This window comes from Nocardioides sp. Z35_8, assembly GCF_059621125.1.
The window spans coordinates 2,029,562-2,054,708 of record NZ_JCAQIE010000001.1; the positions used below are offsets into that span (position 1 = coordinate 2,029,562).

Genomic DNA, 25,147 nt, shown 5'->3' on the forward strand with positions numbered 1-25,147 from the left:
CACTCTCGAAGGATCACCCATGGCCGGCGGACTGTTCGCCCTGCTCGACGACGTCGCCGCCCTGGCACGGATCGCCGCTGCGAGCGTGGACGACGTCGGCGCCGCCGCGGCCCGCGCGAGCATGAAGGCCGCCGGCGTGGTCGTCGACGACACCGCGGTGACCCCGCAGTACCTCCACGGATCGCCCGCCGCGCGCGAGCTGCCGATCATCAAGAAGATCGCGATCGGCTCGCTGCGCAACAAGCTGCTGTTCATCCTGCCGGCCGCAGTGCTGCTGGGGCAGTTCCTTCCCGAGCTGCTGCCGGTCATCCTCATCTTCGGCGGTGGCTTCCTCGCCTACGAGGGCGCGCACAAGGTGTGGGAGAAGATCAGCGGCCACGAGCCGGTGGCGGCCGCTGCGGAGGACGAGCTCACCGCGACGGGCGAGCTGAGCCCCGAGCACGAGGCGAAGACGATCAGCGGCGCGATCCGCACCGACTTCATCCTCAGCGCCGAGATCATGGTGATCGCGCTCAAGGAGGTCGTCGGCTCCGACCCCGACGCGTCCATCTGGATGCGGGCGATCGTGCTGGCCGTCGTCGCCGTGCTCATCACGGTGCTGGTCTACGGCGTGGTCGCGCTGATCGTGAAGATGGACGACGTCGGCCTGCACCTCGCCGAGAAGCCGTCGAAGGGCTCCCAGCGACTCGGCCTGGCGCTCGTCTCCGCCATGCCGCGCCTGCTCACGGCGATCTCGCTCATCGGCACGCTCGCGATGTTGTGGGTCGGCGGCCACATCTTCCTGGTCAGCCTCTACGAGATCGGCGGGCACGACGGGCTGCTCGAGGGCACGACCTTCGGCGACGTGCTGCACGCGCCGTACGACCTCGTGCACCACTGGGAGGTCGCCGTCCACGACGCCGTGGGTGGCGCGTTCGGGAGCCTCCTCGGCTGGCTGCTCAACACCGTCCTGTCCGGCGTCGTCGGCCTGGTGGTCGGCGCGATCGTGCTGGCTGCCCTGCACGCCGTCGGCATCGGGGGCGGCCACGGCGCCGAGCACGACGCCGAGCACGGCACCGCGGACGGCACCGCGGACGACACCGCGGACGGCACCGCGGACGGCGCCGAGCACGGCGCCGAGCACGGCGCGAAGAGCGGCACGACGGCCCGCGACGAGCCCGGCAGGACCGCCGGTTCGACCGCCGTCGAGCCGCCCGCCGAGGATTCTCCGAATCCCTGACGCCGGTCCTACTCTCTTCTGGTCCGCGCGGGAGATCCCGAGGACGCACAGATGTGCGGCGCGAACGGCTCCACCACACCAGGAGACAACTGATGGACTTCAAGGTCGCCGACCTCACCCTCGCCGCCTACGGCCGCAAGGAGATCGAGCTCGCCGAGCACGAGATGCCCGGTCTGATGGCCATGCGCGAGCGCTACGGCAAGGACCAGCCGCTCAAGGGCGCGCGCATCGCCGGCTCGCTGCACATGACGATCCAGACGGCCGTGCTGATCGAGACCCTCGCGGCTCTCGGCGCCGACATCCGCTGGGCCACCTGCAACATCTTCTCCACCCAGGACCACGCCGCCGCCGCGGTCGTCGTCGGGCGTGACGGCACGCCCGAGGACCCGAAGGGCGTCCCCGTCTTCGCGTGGAAGGGCGAGACCCTCGCCGAGTACTGGGACGAGGCCGAGAAGGTCTTCGACTTCGCCGAGGGCGGGCCCAACATGCTCCTCGACGACGGCGGCGACATCACCATGCTGCTGCACCTCGGCGTCGAGTACGAGAAGGCGGGCGCCGTCCCGTCGCAGGACTCCACCGACAACGAGGAGTTCAAGGAGGTGCTGCGCGTCCTGGCCCGCTCGCTCGAGGCCGACCCGCAGCGCTGGACCAAGCGCGCCCCGCTCGTCAAGGGCGTCTCCGAGGAGACGACCACCGGCGTGCTGCGCCTCTACGAGCGCTTCAAGGACGGCACCCTGCTGTTCCCGGCGATCAACGTCAACGACTCGGTCACCAAGTCCAAGTTCGACAACAAGTACGGCTGCCGCCACTCGCTGATCGACGGCATCAACCGAGCCACCGACGTGATGATCGGCGGCAAGGTCGCCGTCGTCTGCGGCTACGGCGACGTCGGCAAGGGCTGCGCGGAGTCGCTGCGCGGCCAGGGCGCCCGCGTCATCGTGACCGAGATCGACCCCATCTGCGCGCTGCAGGCCGCGATGGACGGCTACGAGGTGCGCCGCCTCGAGTCGGTCGTCGAGACCGCCGACATCTTCATCACCACCACCGGCAACTTCGACATCATCACCGTGGAGCACTTCCACAAGATGAAGCACCAGGCGATCGTCGGCAACATCGGTCACTTCGACAACGAGATCAACATGGCCGGCCTGGCCAGGATCCCCGGCATCGTCAAGGACGAGATCAAGCCGCAGGTCCACCAGTGGATCTTCCCCGCCGAGGACGGCAAGCCCGGCAAGAAGGTCATCGTGCTGTCCGAGGGCCGCCTGCTCAACCTGGGCAACGCCACCGGCCACCCGTCGTTCGTGATGTCCAACTCCTTCACCAACCAGGTGCTGGCCCAGATCGAGCTCTTCTCCAAGGCCGACTCCTACGAGCTGGGCGTCCACGTGCTGCCCAAGCACCTCGACGAGGAGGTCGCCCGGCTCCACCTCGACGCCCTCGGCGTCGAGCTGACCGAGCTCACCAAGGAGCAGGCCGCCTACCTCGGCGTCCCGGTCGAGGGGCCCTTCAAGTCCGACCACTACCGCTATTGAGCCGTTCCCGCTTCGCCCCGTCGGGTCATGGCGCCAGCCCTACACTGGCGCCATGACCGACGTCGCCGAGCCCGCGCGGGGCAGCGTGCTCGTCGTGGACGACGACGCGTCCCTGGCGGAGATGCTCTCCATCGTGCTGCGCCAGGAGGGCTTCGACAGCCGCATCGTGGGCCGCGGCGACCTGGCCCTCGACGCGTTCCGTGACTACCGGCCCGACCTGGTGCTGCTCGACCTGATGCTGCCCGGCAAGGACGGCATCGACGTGTGCAAGGAGATCCGCGCCGAGTCCGGCGTGCCGATCGTGATGCTCACCGCCAAGGGCGACACGGTCGACGTGGTCGTCGGCCTGGAGTCCGGCGCCGACGACTACATCGTCAAGCCGTTCAAGCCCAAGGAGCTCATCGCCCGGGTGCGCGCGCGGGTGCGTCGCAACGACGTCACGCAGGACGAGGGCCTGACCATCGGCGACGTGTCGATCGACGTCGCCGGACACTCGGTGACGCGCAACGGCGCGCCGATCAACCTGACCCCCCTCGAGTTCGACCTGCTGGTGTGCCTGGCCCGCAAGCCCTGGCAGGTCTTCACCCGCGAGGTGCTGCTGGAGCAGGTCTGGGGCTACCGGCACAGCGCCGACACCCGGCTGGTCAACGTGCACGTGCAGCGGTTGCGCTCCAAGGTCGAGCACGACCCGGAGAACCCCGAGGTCGTGCTGACGGTGCGCGGTGTCGGCTACAAGGCCGGCAAGTCCTAGGCGCCCTGCGGTGAGCATCCTCGACCGGCTCCCACCGGTGCTGCGGCGCGGGCCGGTCTTCTGGCGGCGCTCGGTGCAGGCGCGCGTCGTGGTGAGCACGGTCCTGCTGTCCGCTGCCGTGGTGGGCATCGTCGGCTGGTTCCTGATGCAGCAGACGCGCGCCGGCCTGCTCGACCACCGGGTCGATGCCGTGGTGCAGGAGGCCGAGAGCGAGACCGAGGCCGCGCGCGCGGCGCTGGCCGCCGCCCCCGGGCTCGACGTCGACGAGTCGGCGCAGCAGCAGGCCCTCGTCGAGCCCATCCAGGCGCGCGGCGCGACCCGCGGCTTCGCCGTCGTGCTGTCACCGCCCATCGGCGAGGGCCTCCGCCTGGCCGACGGCGGCGCCAAGTTCACCGAGGGGCTCGACCTCGCGAGCGTGCCCGAGACGCTGGAGGCCCGCTTCGACGAGGTGTCCCCGACGGCGTGGACCTACACCGACATCCGCACCACCCGCCCGATCCAGGGGCTGCCCAAGGGCCCGGGCATCGTGGTGGGCAGCCAGGTGCGGCTGCCGGCGGACGACAACACCTACACGCTCTACTACCTCTACCCGCTCGCCGAGCAGCAGGAGACCCTCGCCCTGGTCGGCCGCGCCATGCTCATCGCGGGCGTGCCGCTGCTCCTCCTGGTGGCCGGCCTGACGTGGCTCGTCACCCGCCAGGTGGTGACCCCGATCCGGATGGCGCGTCGTGTCGCCGAGCGCCTTGCCGCCGGCCAGCTGCAGGAGCGGCTGCGGGTCACCGGCGAGGACGACCTGGCCCGGCTGGCGACGTCGTTCAACCAGATGGCGTCCAACCTGCAGAAGCAGATCCGCCAGCTCGAGGAGCTCAGCCGGCTCCAGCGGCGCTTCGTCTCCGACGTCTCCCACGAGCTGCGCACCCCGATCACCACCGTCCGGATGGCCAGCGACGTGATCCACGACGCCCGCCCGCACCTCGACCCGGTCACCGGTCGCGCGGCGGAGCTGCTGCAGAAGGAGCTCGACCGCTTCGAGACGCTGCTCGCCGACCTGCTCGAGATCAGCCGCTTCGACGCGGGGGCGGCGGTGCTCGAGGCCGAGGACGTCGACCTCGTCGACGTCGCCCGGCGGGTGGTCGACATGACGTCCGTGCTCGCCGATCAGCGCGACACCCGCGTCGTGCTGCACGACCCCGGCGTGCCGTGCGTCGCCGAGGCCGACGTGCGCCGCGTGGAGCGCATCGTGCGCAACCTGGTCACCAACGCCATCGACCACGCGGAGAGCCGCGACGTCGACATCTACGTCGGCGCCGACGGCCAGTCGGCCGCCATCGCGGTGCGCGACCACGGGGTCGGCCTCGGCCCCGGCGAGTCGGCGATGGTCTTCAACCGCTTCTGGCGCGCCGACCCGGCGCGGGCCCGCACCAGCGGCGGCACCGGGCTCGGGCTCTCGATCTCGCTCGAGGACACCCACCTCCACGGCGGCTGGCTCCAGGCGTGGGGTCGTCCCGGCGAGGGCGCCCAGTTCCGGCTCACCCTGCCTCGGCACCTCGGCACCCAGCTGCGCCACTCGCCGCTGCCCCTCGTGCCCCTCGACGCCCGGGTGACGGCGTGAACGCCCGGCGCGCCGTGCGTACGACGGGCGCGGTGGCCGTGGCGGTCCTGCTCGCCGGGTGCGTGCGCATGCCCGTCGAGGGACCGGTCGTGGAGTCGGAGGTCACCACCGACAGCGACGACGCCCCCGGCATCTCCTACGACCCGCGCCCGCCGCAGGCCGGTGAGTCGCCCGGGGAGATCGTCGACGGGTTCTTCGAGGCGATGAAGGCGACCCCGGTGAGCCCCACCGTGGCGCGGCAGTTCCTCTCGAACGCCGCCGCCGAGGCGTGGGCGCCCGAGCAGCAGATCATGACGTACGCCGAGCTGGGTGACGCCACCGCCGGCACCTCGGTCCGGGTGCCGCTGACCGAGGTCAACCGCTACGACGTCCGTGGGTCGTGGAAGCGCACGCAGGGGGAGACCACCGTGCCGCTCCGGCTCGTCGAGGAGGGCGGCGAGTGGCGCATCGACGAGGTGCCCGACGCGCTGATCGTCCCCGACTCGTGGTTCGACGACTGGTACGAGCGCGCCTCGCTCTACTACTTCGACCCGGCGACCGAGGTGCTCGTGCCGGAGCCGGTCTTCGTCCCGCGCGGCGAGCAGTTCGCCTCCTCGCTCGTGCGCGGGCTGCTCACCGGCTCCGCGCAGGACCTGCGCGACGTCACGCGCAGCTACTTCCCGCCCGGCACCACCCACGGCCTCGTGCCGATCACCTCGGGCATCGCCGAGGTGTCGCTGTCGGGCGACCCGGACGCCGTCGACGAGCTGACCGCCCAGCGGATGCTGGCCCAGCTGGTGTGGACGCTGCGGCAGGAGCCGCGGATCAGCGCCGTGCAGCTCAGCATCGGCGGACGGGCCATCGCCGGGCCGAGCGGATCGCCGCAGGTCAGCCTCCAGTTCGGGGGCGCCTACGACCCCAACGGGGTGCCGGCCAGCACCGACCTGTTCGCCCTCGACACCGGGCGCGTGGTCAGCGGCCGGATGGACGAGCTGGTCCCGACCGCAGGACCGCTGGGGCAGGAGGAGTCCGGCTACGACCTGCGCTCCATCGGCGTCAGCCTCACCGGCTCGCGCGTCGCCGGGGTCACGGCCACCGGCACCGAGCTGGTCCTCGCCCCCACCGACGCGCCCTCCGGCGAGGTCGCGACCGTCGTGGTCGGCGCCGCCGACCTGGCGGCCCCGCACTGGGACTACCGCGACCGGATCTGGGTGCTCGACCGCGGCAACGGCCGGGCCAGGGTGATCCAGGTCGTCGACGGGGTCGCCGGCGAGGTCGTCGTGCCCGGGCTCAGCGGCCGGCGCGTCACCGACCTGGTCGTGTCCCGCGACGGCACCCGGCTGGTCGGTGTGGTCCGGGGGCGCAAGGTCGACAGGGTCGTGTCGGTCCGGCTCCGGCACGACGCCGCGGGCGCGGTCATCGGCTTCACCGAGCCGCAGACGCTCGCCCTGCCCGCCGAGGGCAGTGCCCGGATCCGCGACGTCGGCTGGCGCTCGCCCACCACGGTGTCGGTCCTGAGCGTCATCAACGACGACTACTCCGACGTGCGCACGCTCGCGGTGGACGGTGCCCCCGGCGAGATCGCCGCGGGCGGCGCGACGCTGCTGCGCGGGCCGACCCGGGTGCTCGTGTCGAGTCCTGCCGACGGTGAGGTCTACGCCCTGGCCGGCCGCGCCGTCACCAGCGTGACCCGCCCCGAGCGTGCGGTGCCCGACCTGCCGCAGGGCCTGCGCGCGCTGACCTACGTCGGCTGATCCACAGCCGCCGCGACGGGGGTTGTCGTCGTACGCCTCGGGCTGCTGGCATGGCGGCGTGCTCGACGAGGCGCTCGACCTGTTCCTCGGCAGCCGGTGCGTGGGGTGCGACCTGCCGGGCCGGATGCTGTGCCCGGCGTGCCGGGCCGGGCTGTCGCGCACCGCGGGGATCGCGTGGCCCTCGCCCGTCCCCGAGGGGCTGGTGCCGCCGTGGGTCGCGGAGTCCTACGACGGCGCCGTCCGCGCCCTGGTGGTCGGCCACAAGGACCGCGGCCAGTGGGGGCACCGACGGGTGCTCGGCGACCTGCTCGCCCGGTCCGTGGGCGCCGCCGCGGCGGGCCTCGACCCCCGCGTCCCGCTGCTGCTCGTCCCGGTCCCGTCGAGCCCCGGCGCGGGTCGCCGGCGCGGCTACGAGGCCACCGCCGCGCTCGCCCGGGCGGCCGCGTCCCGCCTGCGGGGCGAGCGTCCGGTCGAGGTCGCGCCGCTGCTCGTCTCGCGGGGTGCCGCGGACCAGGCCGGGCTCGACGCGGCGGGCCGTGCGGCCAACGTCGCGGGCTCGATGCACTGTCCCTCCCGCGCGCTGGCACGCGTGGCTCGTCGCCGTCGCGCGGCCTTCGTCGTGGTCTGCGACGACGTGGTGACCACGGGGTCGACCGCCCGCGAGGCCCAGCGGGCGCTCGAGGCGGTGGGCCTGCCACCGGTCGCCGTGGCCGCGGTGGCCGGCACCCGACGGCGTGACCGGGAGGGCCGGTCGGAAGGCCCATCGGGCGGAGGAGGGCGTGGCGGCCCGACTGGTGGCCCCACTGTTGGTTCGCGACAGGGGAGGGGCTAGCGTTTTGTCATGGAGTCCGCCCGGGTCCGTGGTTGCGTCACGGAGAGGGCTGTGCGCCGCACCGCGAGGTGGGACGCCAGGCCAGACCCGTGGCAAGCCGATGCCAGTCGCAGGCGAAACGGTCCACGTAAGTCCCCGGGCACTGCGGTGCTCCGCAGCGCGCTGCCCGAGGGACGATCACGGTGCGGCTTAGAAGTAAGTCCTGCCCCGTCTCCGGCACCAGATGTGCCGGATGCCGGGAGAAGGCCAGTAGTGACGGAGAAGTTGCGAACGTCTCAGCAGGCGGTTGTGGGGTCGAAGACCAGGTCGGCCGGGCGGGCTCCATCCCACCCCGCCGCGGCGGTGTGCCGCCGTGGCTACCTGGAAGGGTGCGGACCGTTCGCTAGTTGAGGAGGTTCACATGGAGGTTGTGGTCACGGGACGGCACTGCGAGGTGTCCGACCGGTTCCGCGAGCACGTGTCCGAGAAGCTCACCCGCCTGGAGAAGCACGACCACCGCATCATCCGCGTGCAGGTCGAGGTGGCCGTGGAGAAGAACCCCCGCCAGGCCGACCGGTCCACCAGGGTCGAGCTCACCGCCTTCTCGAAGGGCCCGGTGATCCGCGCCGAGGCAGCGGCCGAGGACAAGATGGGGGCGCTCGACCTGGCCCTCGACAAGATGCAGGCGCAGATGCGCCGTGCCGCCGACCGGCGCCGGGTCCACAAGGGACGCAACGAGCACCTGTCGGTCGGCGAGGCGCTGGCCGCGCTGCCCGAGGTGGACGACACCGACAGCGACGCCGACGCCGACACCGAGGTCGTCGAGCACAAGGTCGGGCCGATCACCGTCACCGGCGAGGGTCCGCTCGTGGTGCGCGAGAAGTCGCACACCGCGTCCCCGATGACGCTCGACCAGGCGCTCTACGAGATGGAGCTCGTCGGGCACGACTTCTACCTGTTCGTCGACAAGGAGAGCGAGCGTCCTGCGGTCGTCTACCGCCGCCGCGGCTACGACTACGGCGTCATCTCGCTCGAGCTCGACTGACGCTTCACCTGCCCCCGGTCACGCGCGCATGACATGATGCGCGCGTGACCGAGGCAACAGCAGTTGGCACCGAACCCGTCCGTGTCCTGGTGGTCGACGACCAGGAGCTGTTCCGTCGCGGCCTGATCATGCTGCTCGGCGGCGACAGCGACATCGAGGTGGTCGGCGAGGCCGCCGACGGCATCACCGCGACCGACCTGGCGATCACCACGGCGCCCGACGTGATCCTGCTCGACGTCCGCATGCCGCGCCGCACCGGCGTCGAGGCCTGCCGGGCGATCAAGGAGGCCGTGCCGGCCACCAAGATCATCATGCTGACCGTCTCCGACGAGGAGGCCGACCTCTACGAGTCGGTCAAGAACGGCGCAGCCGGCTACCTCCTCAAGGACTCCTCGATCGAGGAGGTCGCCCAGGCGGTCCGCGTGGTCAACGAGGGCCAGTCGCTGATCAGCCCGTCGATGGCCGTCAAGCTCATCGACGAGTTCAAGCAGATGTCCAAGCCCGAGCGCGAGCAGGGCCCGGCGCTGCGGCTCACCGAGCGTGAGCTCGAGGTCCTCCGGCTGGTGGCCAAGGGCCTCAACAACCGCGAGGTCGCCAAGGAGCTCTTCATCTCGGAGAACACCGTCAAGAACCACGTGCGCAACATCCTGGAGAAGCTGCAGCTGCACTCCCGCATGGAGGCGGTCATGTACGCGATGCGCGAGAAGCTGCTCGACCTGCCCTGACGAGCGGCTGAGGATGTCGGTGCCGTCTGGTTGAGTGCGCGACGTGGACCAGCTCACGAAGCTCCAGGCCCGGCGCATCGCGCTGGCCGCGCAGGGCTTCACCGATCGCCCGCACGCCACGCCGTCCATGGCGACCCTCGAGCGCACGCTCGCGCGCACCGGCGTGCTCCAGGTCGACTCGGTCAACGTGCTCCAGCGCGCGCACTTCATGCCGCTCTACTCGCGGACGGGTCCCTACGACGTCGAGCTGCTGCGTCGCGCGCAGACCCACACGGCGCGCCGGCCGCGCCGGCTCGTGGAGTACTGGGCGCACGTCCAGGCGCTGATGCCGGTCGAGTTGTGGCCGCTGATGCGCCACCGGATGGAGAAGTACCGCGGCGAGCGCGGCAAGTGGGGGTTCACCGCCGACCCGAGGCTCGAGCCGCGGGTGCTCGACGCCGTGCGCGAGCGCGGGCCGGTGACGGCGCGCGACCTCGAGGACGACCTCAGCACCGGGCCGCGCACCAGGGAGCACTGGGGCTGGAACTGGTCCGAGGCCCGCAAGGTCCTCGACTACCTCTACCTCGTGGGCGACGTCGCGGTGGCCGGTCGCAACAGCCAGTTCGAGGTGGTCTACGACCTTCCCGAGCGGGTGCTCCCCGCCGCCGTCCTCGCCGCGCCCACGCCGACCTCTCAGGAGGCGGTCACCGAGCTCGTCCGCAGGGCGGCCCGCTCCCACGGCGTGGCGAGCGCCGCGTGCCTGGCCGACTACTACCGACTGCGGCTGCAGCCCGCGCCGGGGAAGGCCAGCGCGAAGGCCGCCGTCGACGAGCTCGTGGAGTCGGGCGAGCTGGTCCCGGTCGCGGTGCAGGGCTGGAAGCGCGCGGCCTACCTCCACCGCGACGCCCGGCTGCCGCGCCGCGTCGGTGCCCGGGCCCTCCTCAGCCCCTTCGACCCCGTGGTGTGGGAGCGCAGCAGGGCCGAGGCCCTGTTCGACTTCTTCTACCGCATCGAGATCTACGTGCCGGCGGAGAAGCGGATCCACGGCTACTACGTGCTGCCGTTCCTCCTCGGTGACCGCCTGGTCGCCCGTGTCGACCTCAAGGCCGACCGGGCGTCGGGGCGCCTGCTCGTCCCGGGCGCCTTCGCCGAGGCGTCCGCCCCGCCGGAGACGGCCGACGAGCTCGCGGGCGAGCTGCGCCGGCTGGCCGGGTGGCTGGGCCTGGACGACGTGATCGTGGGGGAGCGGGGCGCGCTGTCGCGTGCATTGGGAGCGGCGTTGTCGAGGTAGGTACAGTTACCACTCGTGCCTGCCATCATCGACAAGCTCCTCCGCATCGGCGAGGGCAAGATCCTCCGTGAGCTCGAAGCCGTGTCCAAGGCCGTCAACGCCATCGAGGACGACTTCGTCTCGATGAGCGACGAGGAGCTCCGCGGGATGACCGATGAGTTCCGCGAGCGGCTCGCCAACGGGGAGACGCTCGACGACATCATGCCCGAGGCGTTCGCCACGGTCCGCGAGGCGAGCAAGCGCGTGCTCGGCATGCGTCCCTTCGACGTGCAGGTGATGGGCGCCGCGGCGCTCCACCTGGGCAACATCGCCGAGATGAAGACCGGTGAGGGCAAGACGCTCGTCGCCGTGCTGCCGTCCTACCTCAACGCCCTCGAGGGCAAGGGCGTCCACGTCGTCACGGTCAACGACTACCTCGCGAAGTTCCAGTCCGAGCAGATGGGCCGCGTCCACCACTTCCTCGGCCTCACGACCGGCGTGATCCTGCCGTCGATGCGCCCGGCCGAGCGCCGCGAGGCCTACGCCTGCGACATCACCTACGGCACCAACAACGAGCTCGGCTTCGACTACCTGCGCGACAACATGGCCGACTCGGTCGAGGAGTGCGTCCAGCGCGGGCACAACTTCGCCATCGTCGACGAGGTCGACTCGATCCTCATCGACGAGGCCCGCACCCCGCTGATCATCAGCGGCCCGACCCAGGACGAGGTCAAGTGGTACGGCGAGTTCGCCAAGGTGGCGCGGACGCTGGTGCGTGACACCGACTACGAGGTCGACGAGAAGAAGCGCACGATCTCGGTGCTCGAGCCCGGCATCACCAAGGTCGAGGACCACCTCGGCATCGACAACCTCTACGACTCGGTCAACACCCCGCTCATCTCCTTCCTCAACAACTCCATCAAGGCCAAGGAGCTGTTCCGCAAGGACAAGGAGTACGTCGTCATGGACGGCGAGGTGCTCATCGTCGACGAGCACACCGGCCGCATCCTGGCCGGGCGCCGCTACAACGACGGCCTGCACCAGGCCATCGAGGCCAAGGAGGGCGTGACCGTCCGCGAGGAGTACCAGACCCTCGCCACCATCACGCTGCAGAACTACTTCCGCCTCTACGACAAGCTCTCCGGCATGACCGGCACGGCGATGACCGAGGCCTCGGAGTTCGACAAGATCTACAAGCTCGGCGTCGTCCCGATCCCGACCAACCGCCCCATGCTGCGCGTCGACAACGTCGACCTCGTCTACCGCACCGAGGAGGCGAAGTACGACGCTGTCGCCGACGACGTCGCCCAGCGCCACGAGAAGGGCCAGCCGGTCCTCATCGGCACCGTGTCGGTGGAGAAGTCGGAGTACCTCTCCGACCTGCTCAAGAAGCGCGGCATCCCGCACACCGTCCTCAACGCCAAGCAGCACGCCGACGAGGCCAAGGTCGTCGCGCTGGCCGGCCACAAGGGCGCGGTCACCGTCGCGACCAACATGGCCGGTCGAGGCACCGACATCATGCTCGGTGGCTCGGTCGACTTCCTCGCCGACCAGGAGCTGCGCAAGCAGGGCCTCGACCCCGCCGAGGACCCCGAGGCCTACGACGCCGCGTGGCCCGAGATGGTCGAGCGGATCAAGGCCCGGGTCGCGGCCGAGCACGACGAGGTCAGGGAGCTCGGCGGTCTCTACGTCGTCGGCACCGAGCGTCACGAGTCGCGCCGCATCGACAACCAGCTGCGCGGTCGCTCGGGCCGTCAGGGCGACCCCGGGGAGTCCCGCTTCTACCTGTCGCTGCAGGACGAGATGATGCGGCTGTTCAAGTCGGAGTGGGTCGACCGGATCCTCACGGTCCTCAAGGTCCCCGACGACGTGCCGATCGACGCCAAGCGCGTCAGCAACGCCATCGCCGGCGCCCAGGCCAACATCGAGTCGCAGAACTTCGAGTCGCGCAAGAACGTCCTCAAGTACGACGACGTGATGAGCCGCCAGCGTGAGGTCATCTACGCCGAGCGCCGCCGCGTGCTCGAGGGCGCCGACCTCGGCGAGCAGATCCGCGGCTTCCTCGACGACGTGATCGCCGGCTACGTCCGCGGCGCGACCGAGGGCTACGCGGAGGAGTGGGACCTCGACGGCCTGTTCACCGCCCTGGGCCAGCTCTACCCGGTCGGCCTCACCAAGGAGGGCGTCATCAAGGCCGCGGGCGGCCCCGAGGGGCTCACCCGTGAGTCGCTGATCGAGGACCTCCAGCGCGACGTGCAGGAGGCCTACGACCGCCGCGAGGACGAGATGGGCGAGGAGGTCCAGCGCGAGCTCGAGCGCCGGGTCGTCCTCTCCGTGCTCGACCGCAAGTGGCGCGAGCACCTCTACGAGATGGACTACCTCCGCGAGGGCATCTACCTGCGCGCCTACTCCCAGCGCGACCCGCTCGTGGAGTACCAGCGCGAGGGCTTCGACATGTTCACCGCGATGATGGACGGCATCAAGGAGGAGTCGGTCGGCTTCCTGTTCAACCTCCAGGTCGAGGTCGAGGAGGAGGACGACGACGCGGCCGGCGAGCCCGCCCAGGACGAGGTGGTGGCGGCCGCTCCGCAGGCGCCGCAGGTCTCCGCCGCGACTCCCCAGATCGACTTCGCCCAGGCGCAGTCGCACGGACCGACCATCCGCGCCAAGGGCCTCGACAAGCCCAACCGCCCCAAGAACCTGTCCTACAGCGCACCGTCGGAGGACGGCGAGGCCGAGGTCCACGCCGCACCCGACGCCGAGGGCGACCCGTTCGCCGGCGTGGGCCGCAACTCGCTGTGCCCCTGCGGCTCCGGGCTGAAGTTCAAGCGCTGCCACGGCGCCCCGGGCGGCGCCAGCGGTCGCGCGACCATGGGCGGCTGACGAGCGGGATCAGCCGAGCTCGAGCGCGACGCACTGCCAGCGCTCGCGGACGACCTCGAACCGCGCGGCCACCGCGCGGGAGCGGCGGCCGTAGCGCACGTGCGCGCTCGCCTCGAGCGCGTCGCAGCGGATCAGGGCGGTGCGCACGCCGACCACGACGGGACGCGCGGGGTTGGGCGCGCGGACCCGACCCGGCGCGAGCCCGCCCGCCGCCGCCACGGTGCGGGCGCGTACGGACAGCGAGTCCACCACCTCCGGCACCGCGTGGCGCAGGAGCTGGGTGACCGGCCGGTCGCCGGCGGCGATCTCCACGGCGGCCTGCAGGCAGCGGCCGACGAACGCGTCGACCTGCTCCCGCGAGGCCCGCTCCAGGTCGACGAGGTCGCTCGCGCGGGTGCTGCGCAGCCGGGGGCGCGGGGGAGCGGTGCGCGGGGTCAGGTCGAGCGCGAGCGCCCCCTGGACGCTGGCCCTGCCCGGGGCCGGTCGCAGGACGACGACCTCGGCGTCGGCGGTGTCGGGAGTGCTCATCGTCGTTCTCCGTCCGTGTCGGTGTCTGTGCCCGTGGGGATGTCGGTGTCGGGGTGGCTGGCGGGCAGGCGGAGCGCCTGGCCGGGATGGATCAGGTCGGGGTCGTCGCCGACCACGGCGCGGTTGTGGTGCCAGATGGCGCGCCACCGGGTCTCCGTGTCGGAGCCGGGCGCGGGGTGCGCCCGCGCGATCGACCACAGGGAGTCGCCCGCCCGCACGACGTAGTCCTCCTCGCCCACCGGGCGGCCCGCGCGGGAGGTGGCCGCGGGCGCCGCGCGATGCGCGCCGGAGCGCGCGACCACGGCGGGCGTGACGGCCCGCTCGGGGAGCCGGAGCCCGGCGAGCACCTCGGCGCCGTCGCCTGCCGCGGCCTGGGCGGGAAGTGCCCCGCCGGCCACCACGGCCACGCCGCAGGCGGCGAGCACCAGACGGCGCACGGCCCCACCACCCGTCGGGACCGAGCCCCTCGCGAGCGCGGCCACCGTCACCGACGTCACCACCCACAGCCAGGCCAGCGCCGCGGCCAGCGCCGTGGCGCACGCGGCGACCACGACCTCGGCGGTGCGGTCGGCGGAGGCCGAGCCCTGCCCCGCCTCGTGCCAGGCGGCGGGCAGCGACCATGCCGCCGAGGCGGCGGCAGCGCTCGACCCCAGCCACACGGCGCCCCACCGGCCTGCACGCATCCCCCGAGACATCGCAATCCTTTCGTTTGCGTGTGTTTGATTCATTCAACGTCTGGATGTGGCTGTCGTCAACGGCTGTTCCACAGCCCCGCGCCGCCCTAGGCTGCGGTCATGTCCTGGGAGCACGAGCTGTTCGCGCTGCTCGACGACCTCGAGGGGCAGGCGGCCGCGGCGTGGGAGGCCGACCGGGAGGCCGAGCTCGCCGACCGGGTCCGCACCGAGTACGGCACGGTCACCCTCGCCAGTCGGCTGATGGCCTCGCGCGGACAGGACGTCGCGCTCGACCTGCCCCACCTCGGGCGGCTGGAGGGCAGGCTGTCCCGGGTGGCGGAGGACTGGTGCCTGCTGGGCGCGGCGGGGCAGGACTGGATCGTGCCGCTGCGCGCCGTCACCGCGGTGCGCGGCGCGAGCGGGCGCTCGGTGCCCGAGGTGGCGTGGTCGCCGGTCGACCGGCTCGGCCTGCGCGCGGCCCTGCGCCGCGTGGCCGACGCGGGTGAGCGGTGCGTGGTGCACCTCGTCGACGGCACCCGCCACGAGGCGCACGTCGAGCGCGTCGGCGCCGACTTCGTGGAGTGCCGCGACCCGGCCGGTCGGGCGGTGCTGGTCCCCTACGCAGGGCTGGTGGCCGTGCAGAGCCGAGAGGACTGAGCCCGGGTCAGGGGTCAGGTGGCCTCGACGTCGTAGGGCGGCACCTGGCCCTCGGGGAGCGAGGCCTGCCGGGCGGACCGGGCCTCCTCGCGGTCGACCTCCGCCATCGCCTCGGTGATGTGCTTGCGCACGATCGAGCGCGGGTCGAGGTCGCGCAGCTCCAGGTCGGCGTACTCGGGGCCGAGCTCGCTGCGCAGCTCGTCACGGGCGTTGGTGGCGAGCCCGCGGGCCCGGTGGAGCAGCTGGGCGGCCTGCCGCGCGAGGTCAGGCAGCTTGTCGGGACCCAGCACGATGACCGCCACGAGGGCGATCACGGCCAGCTCGAGCAGCCCGACGTCGAACATGCCCCAGAACCTACTGCCTGGCCCCGGTCAGAACTTGCTGGACGGGGTCAGCCCGAGCTGCATGCCCGCGAGACCGCGGCCGCGACCGGACAGGGTCTCGGCGACCCGGGTGAGCTCGCGCGCGGCCGGGGCGGTCGGGTCGGCCTCCACGATGGGCTTGCCGACGTCGCCGCCCTCGCGCAGCGAGATGTCGAGCGGGATCTGGGCCAGCACCGGCACGTCGTAGCCGAACCGCTCCGAGAGGGTCCGGGCGACCCGGGCGCCACCGCCGCTGCCGAAGACCTCGAGGCGGTGGTCGTCGTCGGCCGGGCAGTGCGGGCAGGGGAGGTAGCTCATGTTCTCGACGACGCCGACGACCCGCTGGTGCATCATCGAGGCCATCGTGCCGGCACGCTCGGCGACCTCGGCGGCCGCCTCCTGCGGGGTGGTGACGACGACGACCTCGGCGTTGGGCAGGTGCTGGCCGAGCGAGATGGCCACGTCGCCGGTGCCGGGCGGCAGGTCGAGGAGCAGGGCGTCGAGGTCGCCCCAGTAGACGTCGGCGAGCATCTGCACGAGCGCGCGGTCGAGCATCGGCCCACGCCAGGCCACGACCTGGTCGCGGCGCGGCTTGAGCATGCCGATCGAGATCACCGAGACCCCGGACGGCGTCGGCACCGGCATGATCAGGTCGTCGACCTGCGTCGGGCGGGCGTCGGCGATGCCGAGCATCGCCGGCACCGAGTGGCCGTAGATGTCGGCGTCGACGACGCCGACCTTGAGGCCCTGGGCCGCCATCGCCAGCGCGAGGTTGACCGTGACGGACGACTTGCCGACGCCGCCCTTGCCGCTGGCGATCGCGTAGACCTTGGTCAGCGAGCCGGGCTGGGCGAAGGGGATCTCGCGCTGGGCGCGGCCGTCGCTGAGGATCTCCTTGAGGCCGGCGCGCTGCTCGGCGCTCATCACGCCCAGGGTGAGGTCGACCGAGGCGACGCCCGGGACCTTGGTCACCGCCGCGGTGACGTCGCGGTTGATGGTGTCCTTGAGCGGGCAGCCGGCCACCGTCAGCAGCACGTGGACCGCGACCGAGCCGTCCTCGGCGACCGCGACGGAGTCGACCATCCCCAGGTCGGTGATGGGGCGCTTGATCTCCGGGTCGTTGACGGTCGCCAGGGCGTCCATCACCTGCTGCTGCGTGGGGGTGCTCATGATGCAGAAGTCTACGAGCCGCCCCGTGACCTCACGGTCCCGGCTCGTCGCCGGGTGCCCGGCGGGACAGGTCCTCGATGTCGCCCATCAGCCCGCGCAGCTCCGAGCGGAGGAAGTCGCGGGTGGCGACCTCCCCGACGGCCATGCGCAGGGACGCCACCTCGCGGGCCAGGAACTCCATGTCGGCCTGCGACTGCGCGTTGACCCGGCGGTCCTGCTCGGCGAGCACCTTGTCGCGGTTCTCCTGGCGGTTCTGGGCGAGCAGGATCAGCGGCGCGGCGTACGACGCCTGCAGGCTGAGCATCAGCGTCAGGAAGATGAACGGGAACTCGTCGAAGCGCAGGTCGGTGGGCGCGAGGGTGTTCCACGCGAGCCAGGCGGCGACGAACATCGTCATCCACAGCAGGAACTTCGCGGTGCCCATGTAGCGCGCGAACGACTCGGCGAAGACACCGAACGCGTCGGCGTCCACCGTGGGCCGGCGCACCAGCGGGCGTCGCGTCTCGCGGGGCGTGTCGAGCCGCGGGCGACGGTCTGCGCTCATCGGGCACCTCCGGCGATGGGCCCGGGCCGCGGGGCACGGTCGCGCCAGCCCTCGGGCAGCATGTGGTCGAGCAGGTCGTCGACCGTCACCGCCCCGATCAGCCGCCCCTCGTCGTCGACGACGGGCGCGGCGACCAGGTTGTAGGTGGCCAGGTGGGCGGCCACCTCGTCGAGGGAGGCGTCGGGCCGCAGCGGGTCCATCGACTCGTCCAGCGCCGCCGCGACCAGGGTCGACGGCGGCTCGCGCAGCAGCCGCTGGATGTGCGCGGCGCCGAGGAGGCGCCCGGTGGGCGTCTCGAGCGGCTGGCGGCACACGTAGACGAGCGCGGCGAGGGCCGGGGTGAGCTCGGGGTTGCGCACCTGGGCGAGGGCGTCGGCGATGGTCGCGTCGGGGGAGAGGATCACCGGCTCGGGGGTCATCATCGCGCCGGCGGTGTCGTCCTCATAGGACATCAGCCGCCGCACGTCCTCGGCCTCGTCGGGCTCCATCAGTCCCAGCAGGGTCGCCGCGATCTCGGGCCTGAGGTCGGCGATGAGGTCGGCGGCGTCGTCGGCCGACATCTCCTGGAGCACGTCGGCGGCGCGCTCGGAGTCGAGGTGCTCGAGGATCTCCACCTGGTCCTCGTCGGGCAGCTCCTCGAGCACGTCGGCGAGGCGCTCGTCGCCGAGCGCCGCCACCACGGCTGTCCGCCGCTCCGGCGGGAGGTCGTGGATCACGTTGGCCGCGTCGGCCGGTCGCATGTCGTTGAGCGCCGCGATCAGGTGGGTGGCGCCCTGGGTCGGCTCCTGCCGGGTCAGCCCGGTGACGTCGCGCCACTCCACGACATGGGTCTGCCCCCGGCGCCGGAACCCCCTGCTGGGCTCCTGCACCGCGACCCGGGAGAGCACCCAGTCGCGGTTGCGCGCCTGCTCCATCGCGACGTCGTAGACCACGCCCGTCACGCCCGACTCCTTGATGGTCACGGTGCGGTCGAGCATCTGGCCCACCACGAGGGTCTCGGTGGACCGCTGCTCGAAGCGCCGCATGTTGAGCAGCCCCGTGGTGTGCACCTGACCGCTGTCGATGGCGGTGATGCGGGTCATCGGCACGAAGATCCGGCGTCGGCCGAACACCTCGGCGACCATGCCGAGGACGCGCGGCTGGCTCGTCTCGGTGCGGAGCGCGACCACCAGGTCGCGCACCTTGGCCACCTGGTCGCCCTGCGGGTCGAAGATCGGCAGCCCGACGAGCCGGGCCACGAAGACGCGGGTCGGGGTGGTGCTCACGCCCGCCACCGTAGCGTGCCGCGTCCTCCGCGAACCGCTGTCCGCGCCGGGGGGTTGGTGTACGCTGAAGTCGCACGAGTCACTTCCGTCACATCGACCGGGGCCCGGGCCAAGCACGCGATGCGTGCGGTGAGGGGTCGCGGTCGGGTCACCTCGACGACGCCACTTCCCCGACATCTGTGAGGCCCGTTCCATGTCCGGTTTCCTGTCCGGCACGACCGCTTCCGCGCGCACCTCCTCCGCCCGAAGCCCCCGAAGCCTGCGTCGCCTCTGCGTCGGCGGGCTCGCCCTCGCGACCGCGCTGCTGGTGGCCCCGGCCGCCACCGACGGCCCCGCGACGGCCCGCGCGGCCGATCCGGCCGCGACGCCGGTGGCCGCGCGCGCGCTCGACACCGCCCAGACCACGCCGGCCACCTCGTTCCGGGTGGGCAACTTCAACGTCCTCGGCGCCGACCACACCGCTCCCGGCGGCAAGCGCAAGGGCTGGGAGTCCGGCGTGGTGCGGATGGACCGGGTGGTCGGCCTCCTGCAGGAGAACCTGCTCGACGTGGTGGGCTTCCAGGAGTTCCAGCCGCCGCAGGCGCTGCGCTTCCAGGAGCTGATGGGCACCTCGTGGCAGACCTATCCGGGCATCGACAACCCGGCCGGGCCGTCGGTGAACTCGATCGGCTGGCGCACCGACGTGTGGACCCTCCTCGAGGCCCGCACCATCCCGATCCCCTACTTCGACGGCGTGCCGAGCCGGATGCCGGCTGTGCTGCTCCAGAACATCGACACCGGGCGCCGGGTGTGGTTCTTCAACACCCACAACCCCGCCGACACCCGTGGGCCCGCCCAGGCGTGGCGCAACACCGGCTTCGCGATGGAGGTGGCGCTCGCCAATGAGCTGCGCGCCGCCTACCCCGACGCCCCCTTCATCTCCCTCGGCGACAAGAACGAGCGCGGCAGCGACTACTACTGCGCCGTGGCCCCTGGTGCGGACATGTGGTCCGCCAGCGGTGGCTACGTCGACGGCAGCACGTGCCAGCCGCCCAGCGGCGGTGCGATCGACTGGATCATGGGCACCAAGGACGTGTTCTTCAACAGCTACACCCGCGTGTGGAACGACTACGTCTCCCGCACCAGCGACCACCCGCTCTACTACGCCAATGCGGTCGTCCCCGCCTCGGCGCCCGTCGGCGTCGACCACGTCGTGGTCGTGGCCGTGCCCGGCCTGACCTCGAACGCGGTACGCGGCACGAGCGCCCCCGGGGAGGCCTCGCGGATGGCCACCAACGGCGCGTCGACCACCAATGCGCGCACGGCGACCGAGAACACCGGGCCCGACGCCAACCTGATGTCGCTGCTCAGCGGCCGACGCGTCTTCCCCAAGGCGGGCGGCCACGGCGTCGGTGCCACGAAGAAGCTGCCCTCGACGGTGCACGACTCGGCCGGGCAGTACGTCTCGAGCGTCTTCGACCTCGCGCACAACAACTCCGCGCGCACGATGTTCGCCTCGAGCCGTCAGGAGACCGGGCTCGTGCTGCGCAGTTGGAACCGCAAGACGGGCGGCAAGGACCCCTACGGCGTCGACGACGGCCCGGCGAAGATCGACCGGTTCAAGATCATGCGTGACGACTCGCGCAGCGTCGGCTGGTGGCGCGACACCATCGCGCGCAAGCCCGCCCAGCTGAGCGTGATCGAGCTGTCGGGCGTGCTCGACGCCGGTCTCGACGGCGGCTTCCGGGGCAAGGACTACGAGAAGGCGGTGCGCAAGGCCTTCCAGCGCGTGGCGAGCATCCGTCGCAGCATCGCCAAGTCGCCGACCATGGGTGGCACGACGCTGCTGGTCGTCACCGGCACCGGCGGCGCGCAGAAGGCGCGTGGCTCCTCCCGCACCTGGGCGCAGAGTTACCGCGTGCCCATGTGGGTGACCGGCCCGGGTGTCCCGGCCGGCAGCGACCTCTACGGGCTCAACCCGTCGGCCACCTCCCCCGGCAAGCAGCAGGTCGGCTACTCCGGCGCCCAGCCGATCCGGGTCGGCGACCTCACCAACCTCGTCACGCGCGCCCTCGGCGTGCCGCCGGTGCCGGGCTCGACGATGAACACCGAGCAGCGCTTCCAGGCCTTCGACCCGCTGCTGGTGCCGGGGTCCTGATCGGCGATATTTGCTCCCCGGTGGCGGCGCCCGGTTAGGGTTGGCTCTCCGAGCCGTCCACGCCCGGCGTGGAGTCTCCGCCGGGGGCAGTCGGCTCACCTCTCGCAGAAGGTGGCCGTGACCGACCCCGTGACCGACCCCGAGCCCGCGTCCGGCCGTCGCCGCGCGCGCCTCGAGCTCTGGGCGCCGGTGCTCGTGCTGGTGGTGGTCGCGGCCGTGGTGTGGGCGTCGTTCTGGTCCGACGCGGCGGTCGAGAGCGACCGTGAGTCGCGGGCCACGGCCGTCTCCGGCGCCACGGGGACCGACGACGAGGCCGACGACGAGGGCGACGACGAGGCCGCGGGCGATGGAGGCGCCGGGTCGCCCGGTGCCGAGCCCGAGCACCACGAGCCCGAGCAGCTCGAGGCGTCCGTACGCCGCTTCCGCGCCGCCCAGCGCCGGCTCGCCCAGCGGGTCTCGCGCCAGGTCGAGGTGGCCGAGAGGCGCAACCAGCCCATCGAGTTCCAGGTCGCGAGCTTCAACGTCCTCGGCGACTCCCACACCGGCCCGGGCGGCAACAAGCCGGGCTACCCCGACGGCGGTCCGCGCATGGACATGGCCATCTCCACGCTGCGCAGCAACGGCATCGACGTGGTGGGGTTCCAGGAGTTCGAGCAGAGCCAGTACGCCATGTTCACCGCGCGGGCGGGGGAGTACTCCCTCTACCCGGGCATGACGCTGGGCAACAAGTCGGTGCGGTTCAACATCGCGTGGCGCTCCGACATGTTCCGGATGGTGGATGCCCACACGCTGTCCATCCCCTACGCCGGCGGCAGCCGCATCGCCATGCCGGTCGTGCTGCTGGAGTCGACCAGCACCGGCCGGCGCGCGTGGTTCGCCAACTTCCACAACCCGGCCGACACCGCGAGGCTGGGCAGCAACGGGCGCTGGCGGGCCGAGGCCGCGGCCATCGAGGTGTCCCACCTGACCCAGCTCCACCAGGCCGAGGGGCTGCCGGTCATCGCCACCGGCGACTACAACGAGCGCGAGGCGATCTTCTGCCGCTTCGCCGCCACCGGCGTCTTCGCCGCGGCCGCGGGTGGCAGCGGGGTCGGCGGCTGCTCGCCACCGCCGCGGATGGGCGTCGACTGGATCTTCGGGTCCACGGGTGTCGCCTTCACCGACTACGCGGTGACCGACACGGGCAACGCCTCCGACCACGCGATGGTCCACTCGACGGCCACGCTCACCTCCGACGGGGTGCTCGACGTCCCCGACGACGAGGGCGGCACGGGGGAGTAGGCGCCGACGCGCCGGAGGCCCGGGGGCGCGCGCCCAGGAGCGGGCGAGGCGCTCGGCCGAGCCGTCGATATACTCACGCCCCGTGAGGTCCCTGAGCCAGCTGAGGCGTCCCGTCGCGCTGGAGGTCCTCCGGATCGACGCCGCGGGCCTGCTCGTCGGCGGCGCACGCGAGCAGCTGGTCGACGTGGCCTTCGACGGTCGGCGGATCTGGTCGTTCTGGCTGCTGCGCGACGGCGTGCCGGGCGACGACGGGATCACCCTCGCCTGGCCCAAGCCGCTGCGCCCGTTCCTCGACGGCGTCACCGAGGTGACGCTCACCGACCCCGGCACCGACACCGTGCTGTTCTCCCGCACGGTGCAGTTCGGTGAGGGCACCGACCGCATCGAGGTCGTCAACCCGGCCGGCCGGCCGTTGGCCCTCGACAAGTCGCTCAAGCTCGTCGAGACCTTCGACACCCGCGACGCCGCCCAGGTCGAGCCGCTGCTCGACGCCATCGAGGAGGTGCTCGGCGCGCTGCGCGAGGTGGGCCTCGATGCCTTCCTCGCCTACGGCACCGCACTCGGCGCCATCCGCGACGGCGGCCTGATCGGCCACGACAGCGACGCCGACCTCGGCTACGTCAGCGGCCACGACCACCCCGTCGACGTGATCCGGGAGTCGTTCCGCATCCAGCGGGCGCTCACCGACATGGGCTACCGGGTGACCCGCTACAGCGCGATCGCCCTCAAGGTCCACGTCCTCGAGAGCGACGGCCTCGACCGTGGGCTCGACGTGTTCGGCGGGTTCATGCGCGACGGGATGCTCTACCTGATGGGCGAGATCGCCGTGCCGTTCGAGCGCGAGTGGATCTACCCGCTGGGCACGGCGTCGCTGGAGGGCCGGGAGTTCCCGGTGCCCGCCCACGCCGACAAGTTCCTCACCGCCACCTACGGCCCGCACTGGCGCGTGCCCGACCCGGCCTACAAGTTCACCACGCCCGAGAGCACCATCGAGCTGTTCAACGGCTGGTTCCGGGGGATGCGCACCGGTCGTGCCGGCTGGCACGCCTACCACAAGCGCACGGCGCACCACGCCGCGTCGGTGTCGCCCGTCGCGCGCGAGGTGGCCGAGCGCCACCCCGACCTGGCGACCTACGTCGACATCGGGTGCGGTCGCGGCACCGACGTCGCCTGGTTCGCCGACCGCGGCGTCACCGCGATCGGGCTGGACTTCCAGCCCTACGCCTTCGACGAGGAGGCGCGGCGCCGCGCCGACGACGAGCGCGTGACCTTCCAGCTCTTCAACCTCCTCGAGCTGCGCCACGTGCTGGCCGTCCCCGCCTGGATCGCGCGGCTGCCCGGACCGCGGGCGGTCGGGTGCGTGCACGTGATCGAGCGGCTGGGTCGCCGCGGGCGCCTCAACATGCTGCGCGCGGCCCGGATGATGCTGGCCGGCACCGACGGCGCCCTGCACCTGCAGTTCCTCAGCGAGAAGGGGCGCGACGGCTACGCTCGCCGCACCGGTGCCCGCAAGCCCCTCGACCCCGCGGTCGTGGCCGCCGAGGTGGCCGAGTCCGGCGGGCGCATCGTGGAGGAGGTCCGCGAGCCGGTGTCGTCGGCCCCCGGGAGCTCGCAGGTGTGCCGCATGATCATCGACTGGAACGCGTGAGGTGGGAGCAGACATGTTCGGACGCAGGAACCGTTCCGTCACCGGGGACACCCGCGACCTCGAGAGGCGCGTCGCGGCGCTGGAGGAGGCCGTGCAGGACAACCGCGCGCTCAACGTGCGCGTCGCCGAGCTCACCGACGTCGTGACCGAGCTGCTGCTGCCGGTCGCGGCGCGCGACGAGGAGAGGCTGGCGGAGCTGCTCGAGAAGTATCGAGGGGACTTCTCTTGAGCCCTGGCCCGCGCGAGCGCCGCGGCGGACCGCGTCGGGTCTTCCTCCACATCGGACTGCCCAAGACGGGCACGACCTACCTCCAGCAGGTGGTCTGGGGCAACCGCGACCGCCTGCTCGCCGACGGCGTGCTGCTGCCCGGCTTCGGGCACCGCGAGCACCTGTGGGCGGCCCTCGACCTGCAGGAGCGGCCCAGGCTGGCCAAGCGGCACCCGGACGCTCCGGGCACCTGGCGCCGGCTGGTCGACGAGGCCGCCGCGCACCCCGGCGACGTGCTGATCACCCACGAGTTCCTCTGCGGCGCCAGCGCCGAGCAGGCCGCCCGCGCGGTCGCGGACTTCCCGGGGGCCGAGGTGCACCTCGTCGTCACCGCGCGCGACGCCGCGAGCGTCGTCTCCGCCGGGTGGCAGGAGTCGGTGAAGAACGGCGGCACCGTCGGCCTCGACGCGGTGATGGCCGGCCGGGCCGCGGGCGGTCCGGAGTTCAGCATGCGCACCTGGGACCTCGCCGGGGTGCTCGAGCGCTGGACCGCCGAGCTGCCGAGCGAGCGGGTGCACGTCCTGGTGATGCCCGGGGCGGGGCAGCCGCGCGACCTGCACTGGCGTCACTTCGCCGACGTGCTCGGCATCGACCCCGACGACTACCCGGCACCCGCCGAGGCGGTCAACCCCGCCCTGGGCATCGTGCAGATCGAGACCCTCCGGCTGGTCAACGAGCACCTGCCCCGCTACTCCGCGCACGAGCGCGGCGTGTGGATCCGCGGCTACCTCGCCGAGGACCTGCTGGCCCGCCAGCCCCGCGAGCGCGGGGGCATGCCGGCACACCACCGGGCGCGGTTCGCCGAGCTCGACCGCGCCGCCGCCGCCCTGATCGCCGAGCGGGGATTCCACGTGCTGGGCGAGCTCTCCGCCCTGACGGCCGAGCCGACGGGTCCACCGGGACGAGAGCCCGACACGGTCACCGCCGAGGAGCTTCTGGAATCTGCCTCACGCCTCGTCGCTGATATCGTGGCCGACGTCCGCGCGAGCACAGGTGATGTGCCGCCACGTCGGGGGAACCCCTGATCCGGGCGCCACGGGGCGCCATCCG

Annotated in this window: 22 protein-coding genes; 16 read left to right on the top strand and 6 right to left on the bottom strand. The window is 72.4% G+C overall.

The genetic code is table 11. The features are described from left to right. Nucleotides 1-19: 19 nt before the first annotated feature. The 10 genes from AC54T2_RS09745 (at nucleotide 20) to secA (ending at nucleotide 13,563) form a co-directional block, all read left to right on the top strand. On the top strand, nucleotides 20-1,219 hold the full coding sequence (locus AC54T2_RS09745) for a DUF808 domain-containing protein (RefSeq protein WP_496666060.1): 1,200 nt from the start codon (nucleotides 20-22) through the stop codon (nucleotides 1,217-1,219). Between the two features lie 92 nt (nucleotides 1,220-1,311). After that, on the top strand, nucleotides 1,312-2,754 hold the full coding sequence (ahcY, locus tag AC54T2_RS09750; RefSeq protein ID WP_186341450.1) for an adenosylhomocysteinase: 1,443 nt from the start codon (nucleotides 1,312-1,314) through the stop codon (nucleotides 2,752-2,754). 52 nt (nucleotides 2,755-2,806) lie between these two features. After that, nucleotides 2,807-3,505, top strand: a complete 699-nt coding sequence (gene mtrA / locus AC54T2_RS09755; RefSeq protein WP_186341451.1) for an MtrAB system response regulator MtrA — start codon at nucleotides 2,807-2,809, stop codon at nucleotides 3,503-3,505. Nucleotides 3,506-3,515: 10 nt separating this feature from the next. After that, nucleotides 3,516-5,117: an MtrAB system histidine kinase MtrB gene (mtrB, locus tag AC54T2_RS09760; protein WP_241005347.1), complete on the top strand. Its 1,602-nt coding sequence runs from the start codon at nucleotides 3,516-3,518 to the stop codon at nucleotides 5,115-5,117. Then, nucleotides 5,114-6,850, top strand: coding sequence for an LpqB family beta-propeller domain-containing protein (locus AC54T2_RS09765; RefSeq protein ID WP_186341452.1), 1,737 nt, complete (start codon nucleotides 5,114-5,116; stop codon nucleotides 6,848-6,850). The genes mtrB and AC54T2_RS09765 overlap by 4 nt, the downstream gene beginning before the upstream one ends. A gap of 58 nt (nucleotides 6,851-6,908) precedes the next feature. Next, nucleotides 6,909-7,682, top strand: a complete 774-nt coding sequence (locus AC54T2_RS09770) for a ComF family protein (protein WP_186341453.1) — start codon at nucleotides 6,909-6,911, stop codon at nucleotides 7,680-7,682. A 400-nt stretch (nucleotides 7,683-8,082) separates the two neighbouring features. Continuing rightward, a complete protein-coding gene (hpf, locus tag AC54T2_RS09775) occupies nucleotides 8,083-8,706 on the top strand; it encodes a ribosome hibernation-promoting factor, HPF/YfiA family (protein WP_186341454.1) in 624 nt (207 codons plus the stop codon). A gap of 44 nt (nucleotides 8,707-8,750) precedes the next feature. Then, nucleotides 8,751-9,431, top strand: a complete 681-nt coding sequence (locus tag AC54T2_RS09780) for a response regulator (protein WP_313960522.1) — start codon at nucleotides 8,751-8,753, stop codon at nucleotides 9,429-9,431. 43 nt (nucleotides 9,432-9,474) lie between these two features. Continuing rightward, entirely contained in the window at nucleotides 9,475-10,701 is a 1,227-nt protein-coding gene (locus AC54T2_RS09785; RefSeq protein WP_496666061.1) for a winged helix-turn-helix domain-containing protein, read from the top strand. 15 nt (nucleotides 10,702-10,716) lie between these two features. Then, nucleotides 10,717-13,563, top strand: a complete 2,847-nt coding sequence (secA, locus tag AC54T2_RS09790) for a preprotein translocase subunit SecA (protein ID WP_496666062.1) — start codon at nucleotides 10,717-10,719, stop codon at nucleotides 13,561-13,563. Between the two features lie 9 nt (nucleotides 13,564-13,572). On the opposite strand, the gene AC54T2_RS09795 is transcribed toward secA, so the two are convergent. Together AC54T2_RS09795 and AC54T2_RS09800 are read right to left on the bottom strand one after the other, a co-directional pair. Beyond that, nucleotides 13,573-14,091, bottom strand: coding sequence for an Rv3235 family protein (locus AC54T2_RS09795; protein WP_489976487.1), 519 nt, complete (start codon nucleotides 14,089-14,091; stop codon nucleotides 13,573-13,575). Continuing rightward, a complete protein-coding gene (locus tag AC54T2_RS09800; RefSeq protein WP_496666063.1) occupies nucleotides 14,088-14,774 on the bottom strand; it encodes a LysM peptidoglycan-binding domain-containing protein in 687 nt (228 codons plus the stop codon). The genes AC54T2_RS09795 and AC54T2_RS09800 overlap by 4 nt, the downstream gene beginning before the upstream one ends. Before the next feature lie 111 nt (nucleotides 14,775-14,885). Between AC54T2_RS09800 and AC54T2_RS09805 the strand changes: the two genes are divergently transcribed. Continuing rightward, nucleotides 14,886-15,422 (top strand): hypothetical protein, encoded by a 537-nt coding sequence (locus AC54T2_RS09805; RefSeq protein WP_489976489.1) that lies wholly within the window; start codon nucleotides 14,886-14,888, stop codon nucleotides 15,420-15,422. Nucleotides 15,423-15,436: 14 nt separating this feature from the next. Here AC54T2_RS09805 and AC54T2_RS09810 read toward each other — a convergent pair whose 3' ends face one another. The 4 genes from AC54T2_RS09810 to AC54T2_RS09825 are packed head-to-tail and all read right to left on the bottom strand — an operon-like array spanning nucleotide 15,437 to nucleotide 18,763. After that, a complete protein-coding gene (locus tag AC54T2_RS09810; RefSeq protein WP_186341459.1) occupies nucleotides 15,437-15,766 on the bottom strand; it encodes a sec-independent translocase in 330 nt (109 codons plus the stop codon). Nucleotides 15,767-15,793: 27 nt separating this feature from the next. Next, nucleotides 15,794-16,954 (bottom strand): Mrp/NBP35 family ATP-binding protein, encoded by a 1,161-nt coding sequence (locus AC54T2_RS09815; protein WP_186341460.1) that lies wholly within the window; start codon nucleotides 16,952-16,954, stop codon nucleotides 15,794-15,796. Between the two features lie 31 nt (nucleotides 16,955-16,985). Beyond that, nucleotides 16,986-17,498, bottom strand: coding sequence for a DUF1003 domain-containing protein (locus AC54T2_RS09820; RefSeq protein ID WP_186341461.1), 513 nt, complete (start codon nucleotides 17,496-17,498; stop codon nucleotides 16,986-16,988). Further along, nucleotides 17,495-18,763: a magnesium transporter MgtE N-terminal domain-containing protein gene (locus AC54T2_RS09825; RefSeq protein WP_186341462.1), complete on the bottom strand. Its 1,269-nt coding sequence runs from the start codon at nucleotides 18,761-18,763 to the stop codon at nucleotides 17,495-17,497. Before AC54T2_RS09825 ends, AC54T2_RS09820 begins: the two co-directional genes overlap by 4 nt. 193 nt (nucleotides 18,764-18,956) lie before the next feature. Here AC54T2_RS09825 and AC54T2_RS09830 point away from each other — a divergent pair, with 193 nt between their 5' ends. From AC54T2_RS09830 to AC54T2_RS09850, 5 genes are all read left to right on the top strand, one after another. After that, on the top strand, nucleotides 18,957-20,900 hold the full coding sequence (locus tag AC54T2_RS09830) for an endonuclease/exonuclease/phosphatase family protein (protein ID WP_496666064.1): 1,944 nt from the start codon (nucleotides 18,957-18,959) through the stop codon (nucleotides 20,898-20,900). A 117-nt stretch (nucleotides 20,901-21,017) separates the two neighbouring features. Then, nucleotides 21,018-22,181, top strand: coding sequence for an endonuclease/exonuclease/phosphatase family protein (locus tag AC54T2_RS09835; protein WP_496666065.1), 1,164 nt, complete (start codon nucleotides 21,018-21,020; stop codon nucleotides 22,179-22,181). Nucleotides 22,182-22,263: 82 nt separating this feature from the next. Next, on the top strand, nucleotides 22,264-23,829 hold the full coding sequence (locus AC54T2_RS09840; RefSeq protein WP_496666066.1) for a class I SAM-dependent methyltransferase: 1,566 nt from the start codon (nucleotides 22,264-22,266) through the stop codon (nucleotides 23,827-23,829). A 13-nt stretch (nucleotides 23,830-23,842) separates the two neighbouring features. Then, on the top strand, nucleotides 23,843-24,058 hold the full coding sequence (locus AC54T2_RS09845; RefSeq protein ID WP_186341466.1) for a DUF6752 domain-containing protein: 216 nt from the start codon (nucleotides 23,843-23,845) through the stop codon (nucleotides 24,056-24,058). Next, nucleotides 24,055-25,122, top strand: coding sequence for a hypothetical protein (locus AC54T2_RS09850; protein ID WP_186341467.1), 1,068 nt, complete (start codon nucleotides 24,055-24,057; stop codon nucleotides 25,120-25,122). The genes AC54T2_RS09845 and AC54T2_RS09850 overlap by 4 nt, the downstream gene beginning before the upstream one ends. Nucleotides 25,123-25,147: the final 25 nt, after the last annotated feature.

Coding starts and splice junctions, on each gene's coding strand:
- AC54T2_RS09805 (WP_489976489.1), top strand. CDS start 14,886: ATGTCCTGGGAGCACGAGCTGTTCGCGCTGCTCGACGACCTCGAGGGG.
- hpf (WP_186341454.1), top strand. CDS start 8,083: ATGGAGGTTGTGGTCACGGGACGGCACTGCGAGGTGTCCGACCGGTTC.
- AC54T2_RS09820 (WP_186341461.1), bottom strand. CDS start 17,498: ATGAGCGCAGACCGTCGCCCGCGGCTCGACACGCCCCGCGAGACGCGA.
- AC54T2_RS09830 (WP_496666064.1), top strand. CDS start 18,957: ATGTCCGGTTTCCTGTCCGGCACGACCGCTTCCGCGCGCACCTCCTCC.
- AC54T2_RS09800 (WP_496666063.1), bottom strand. CDS start 14,774: ATGCGTGCAGGCCGGTGGGGCGCCGTGTGGCTGGGGTCGAGCGCTGCC.
- AC54T2_RS09810 (WP_186341459.1), bottom strand. CDS start 15,766: ATGTTCGACGTCGGGCTGCTCGAGCTGGCCGTGATCGCCCTCGTGGCG.
- AC54T2_RS09845 (WP_186341466.1), top strand. CDS start 23,843: ATGTTCGGACGCAGGAACCGTTCCGTCACCGGGGACACCCGCGACCTC.
- AC54T2_RS09745 (WP_496666060.1), top strand. CDS start 20: ATGGCCGGCGGACTGTTCGCCCTGCTCGACGACGTCGCCGCCCTGGCA.
- mtrA (WP_186341451.1), top strand. CDS start 2,807: ATGACCGACGTCGCCGAGCCCGCGCGGGGCAGCGTGCTCGTCGTGGAC.
- AC54T2_RS09795 (WP_489976487.1), bottom strand. CDS start 14,091: ATGAGCACTCCCGACACCGCCGACGCCGAGGTCGTCGTCCTGCGACCG.
- AC54T2_RS09815 (WP_186341460.1), bottom strand. CDS start 16,954: ATGAGCACCCCCACGCAGCAGCAGGTGATGGACGCCCTGGCGACCGTC.
- ahcY (WP_186341450.1), top strand. CDS start 1,312: ATGGACTTCAAGGTCGCCGACCTCACCCTCGCCGCCTACGGCCGCAAG.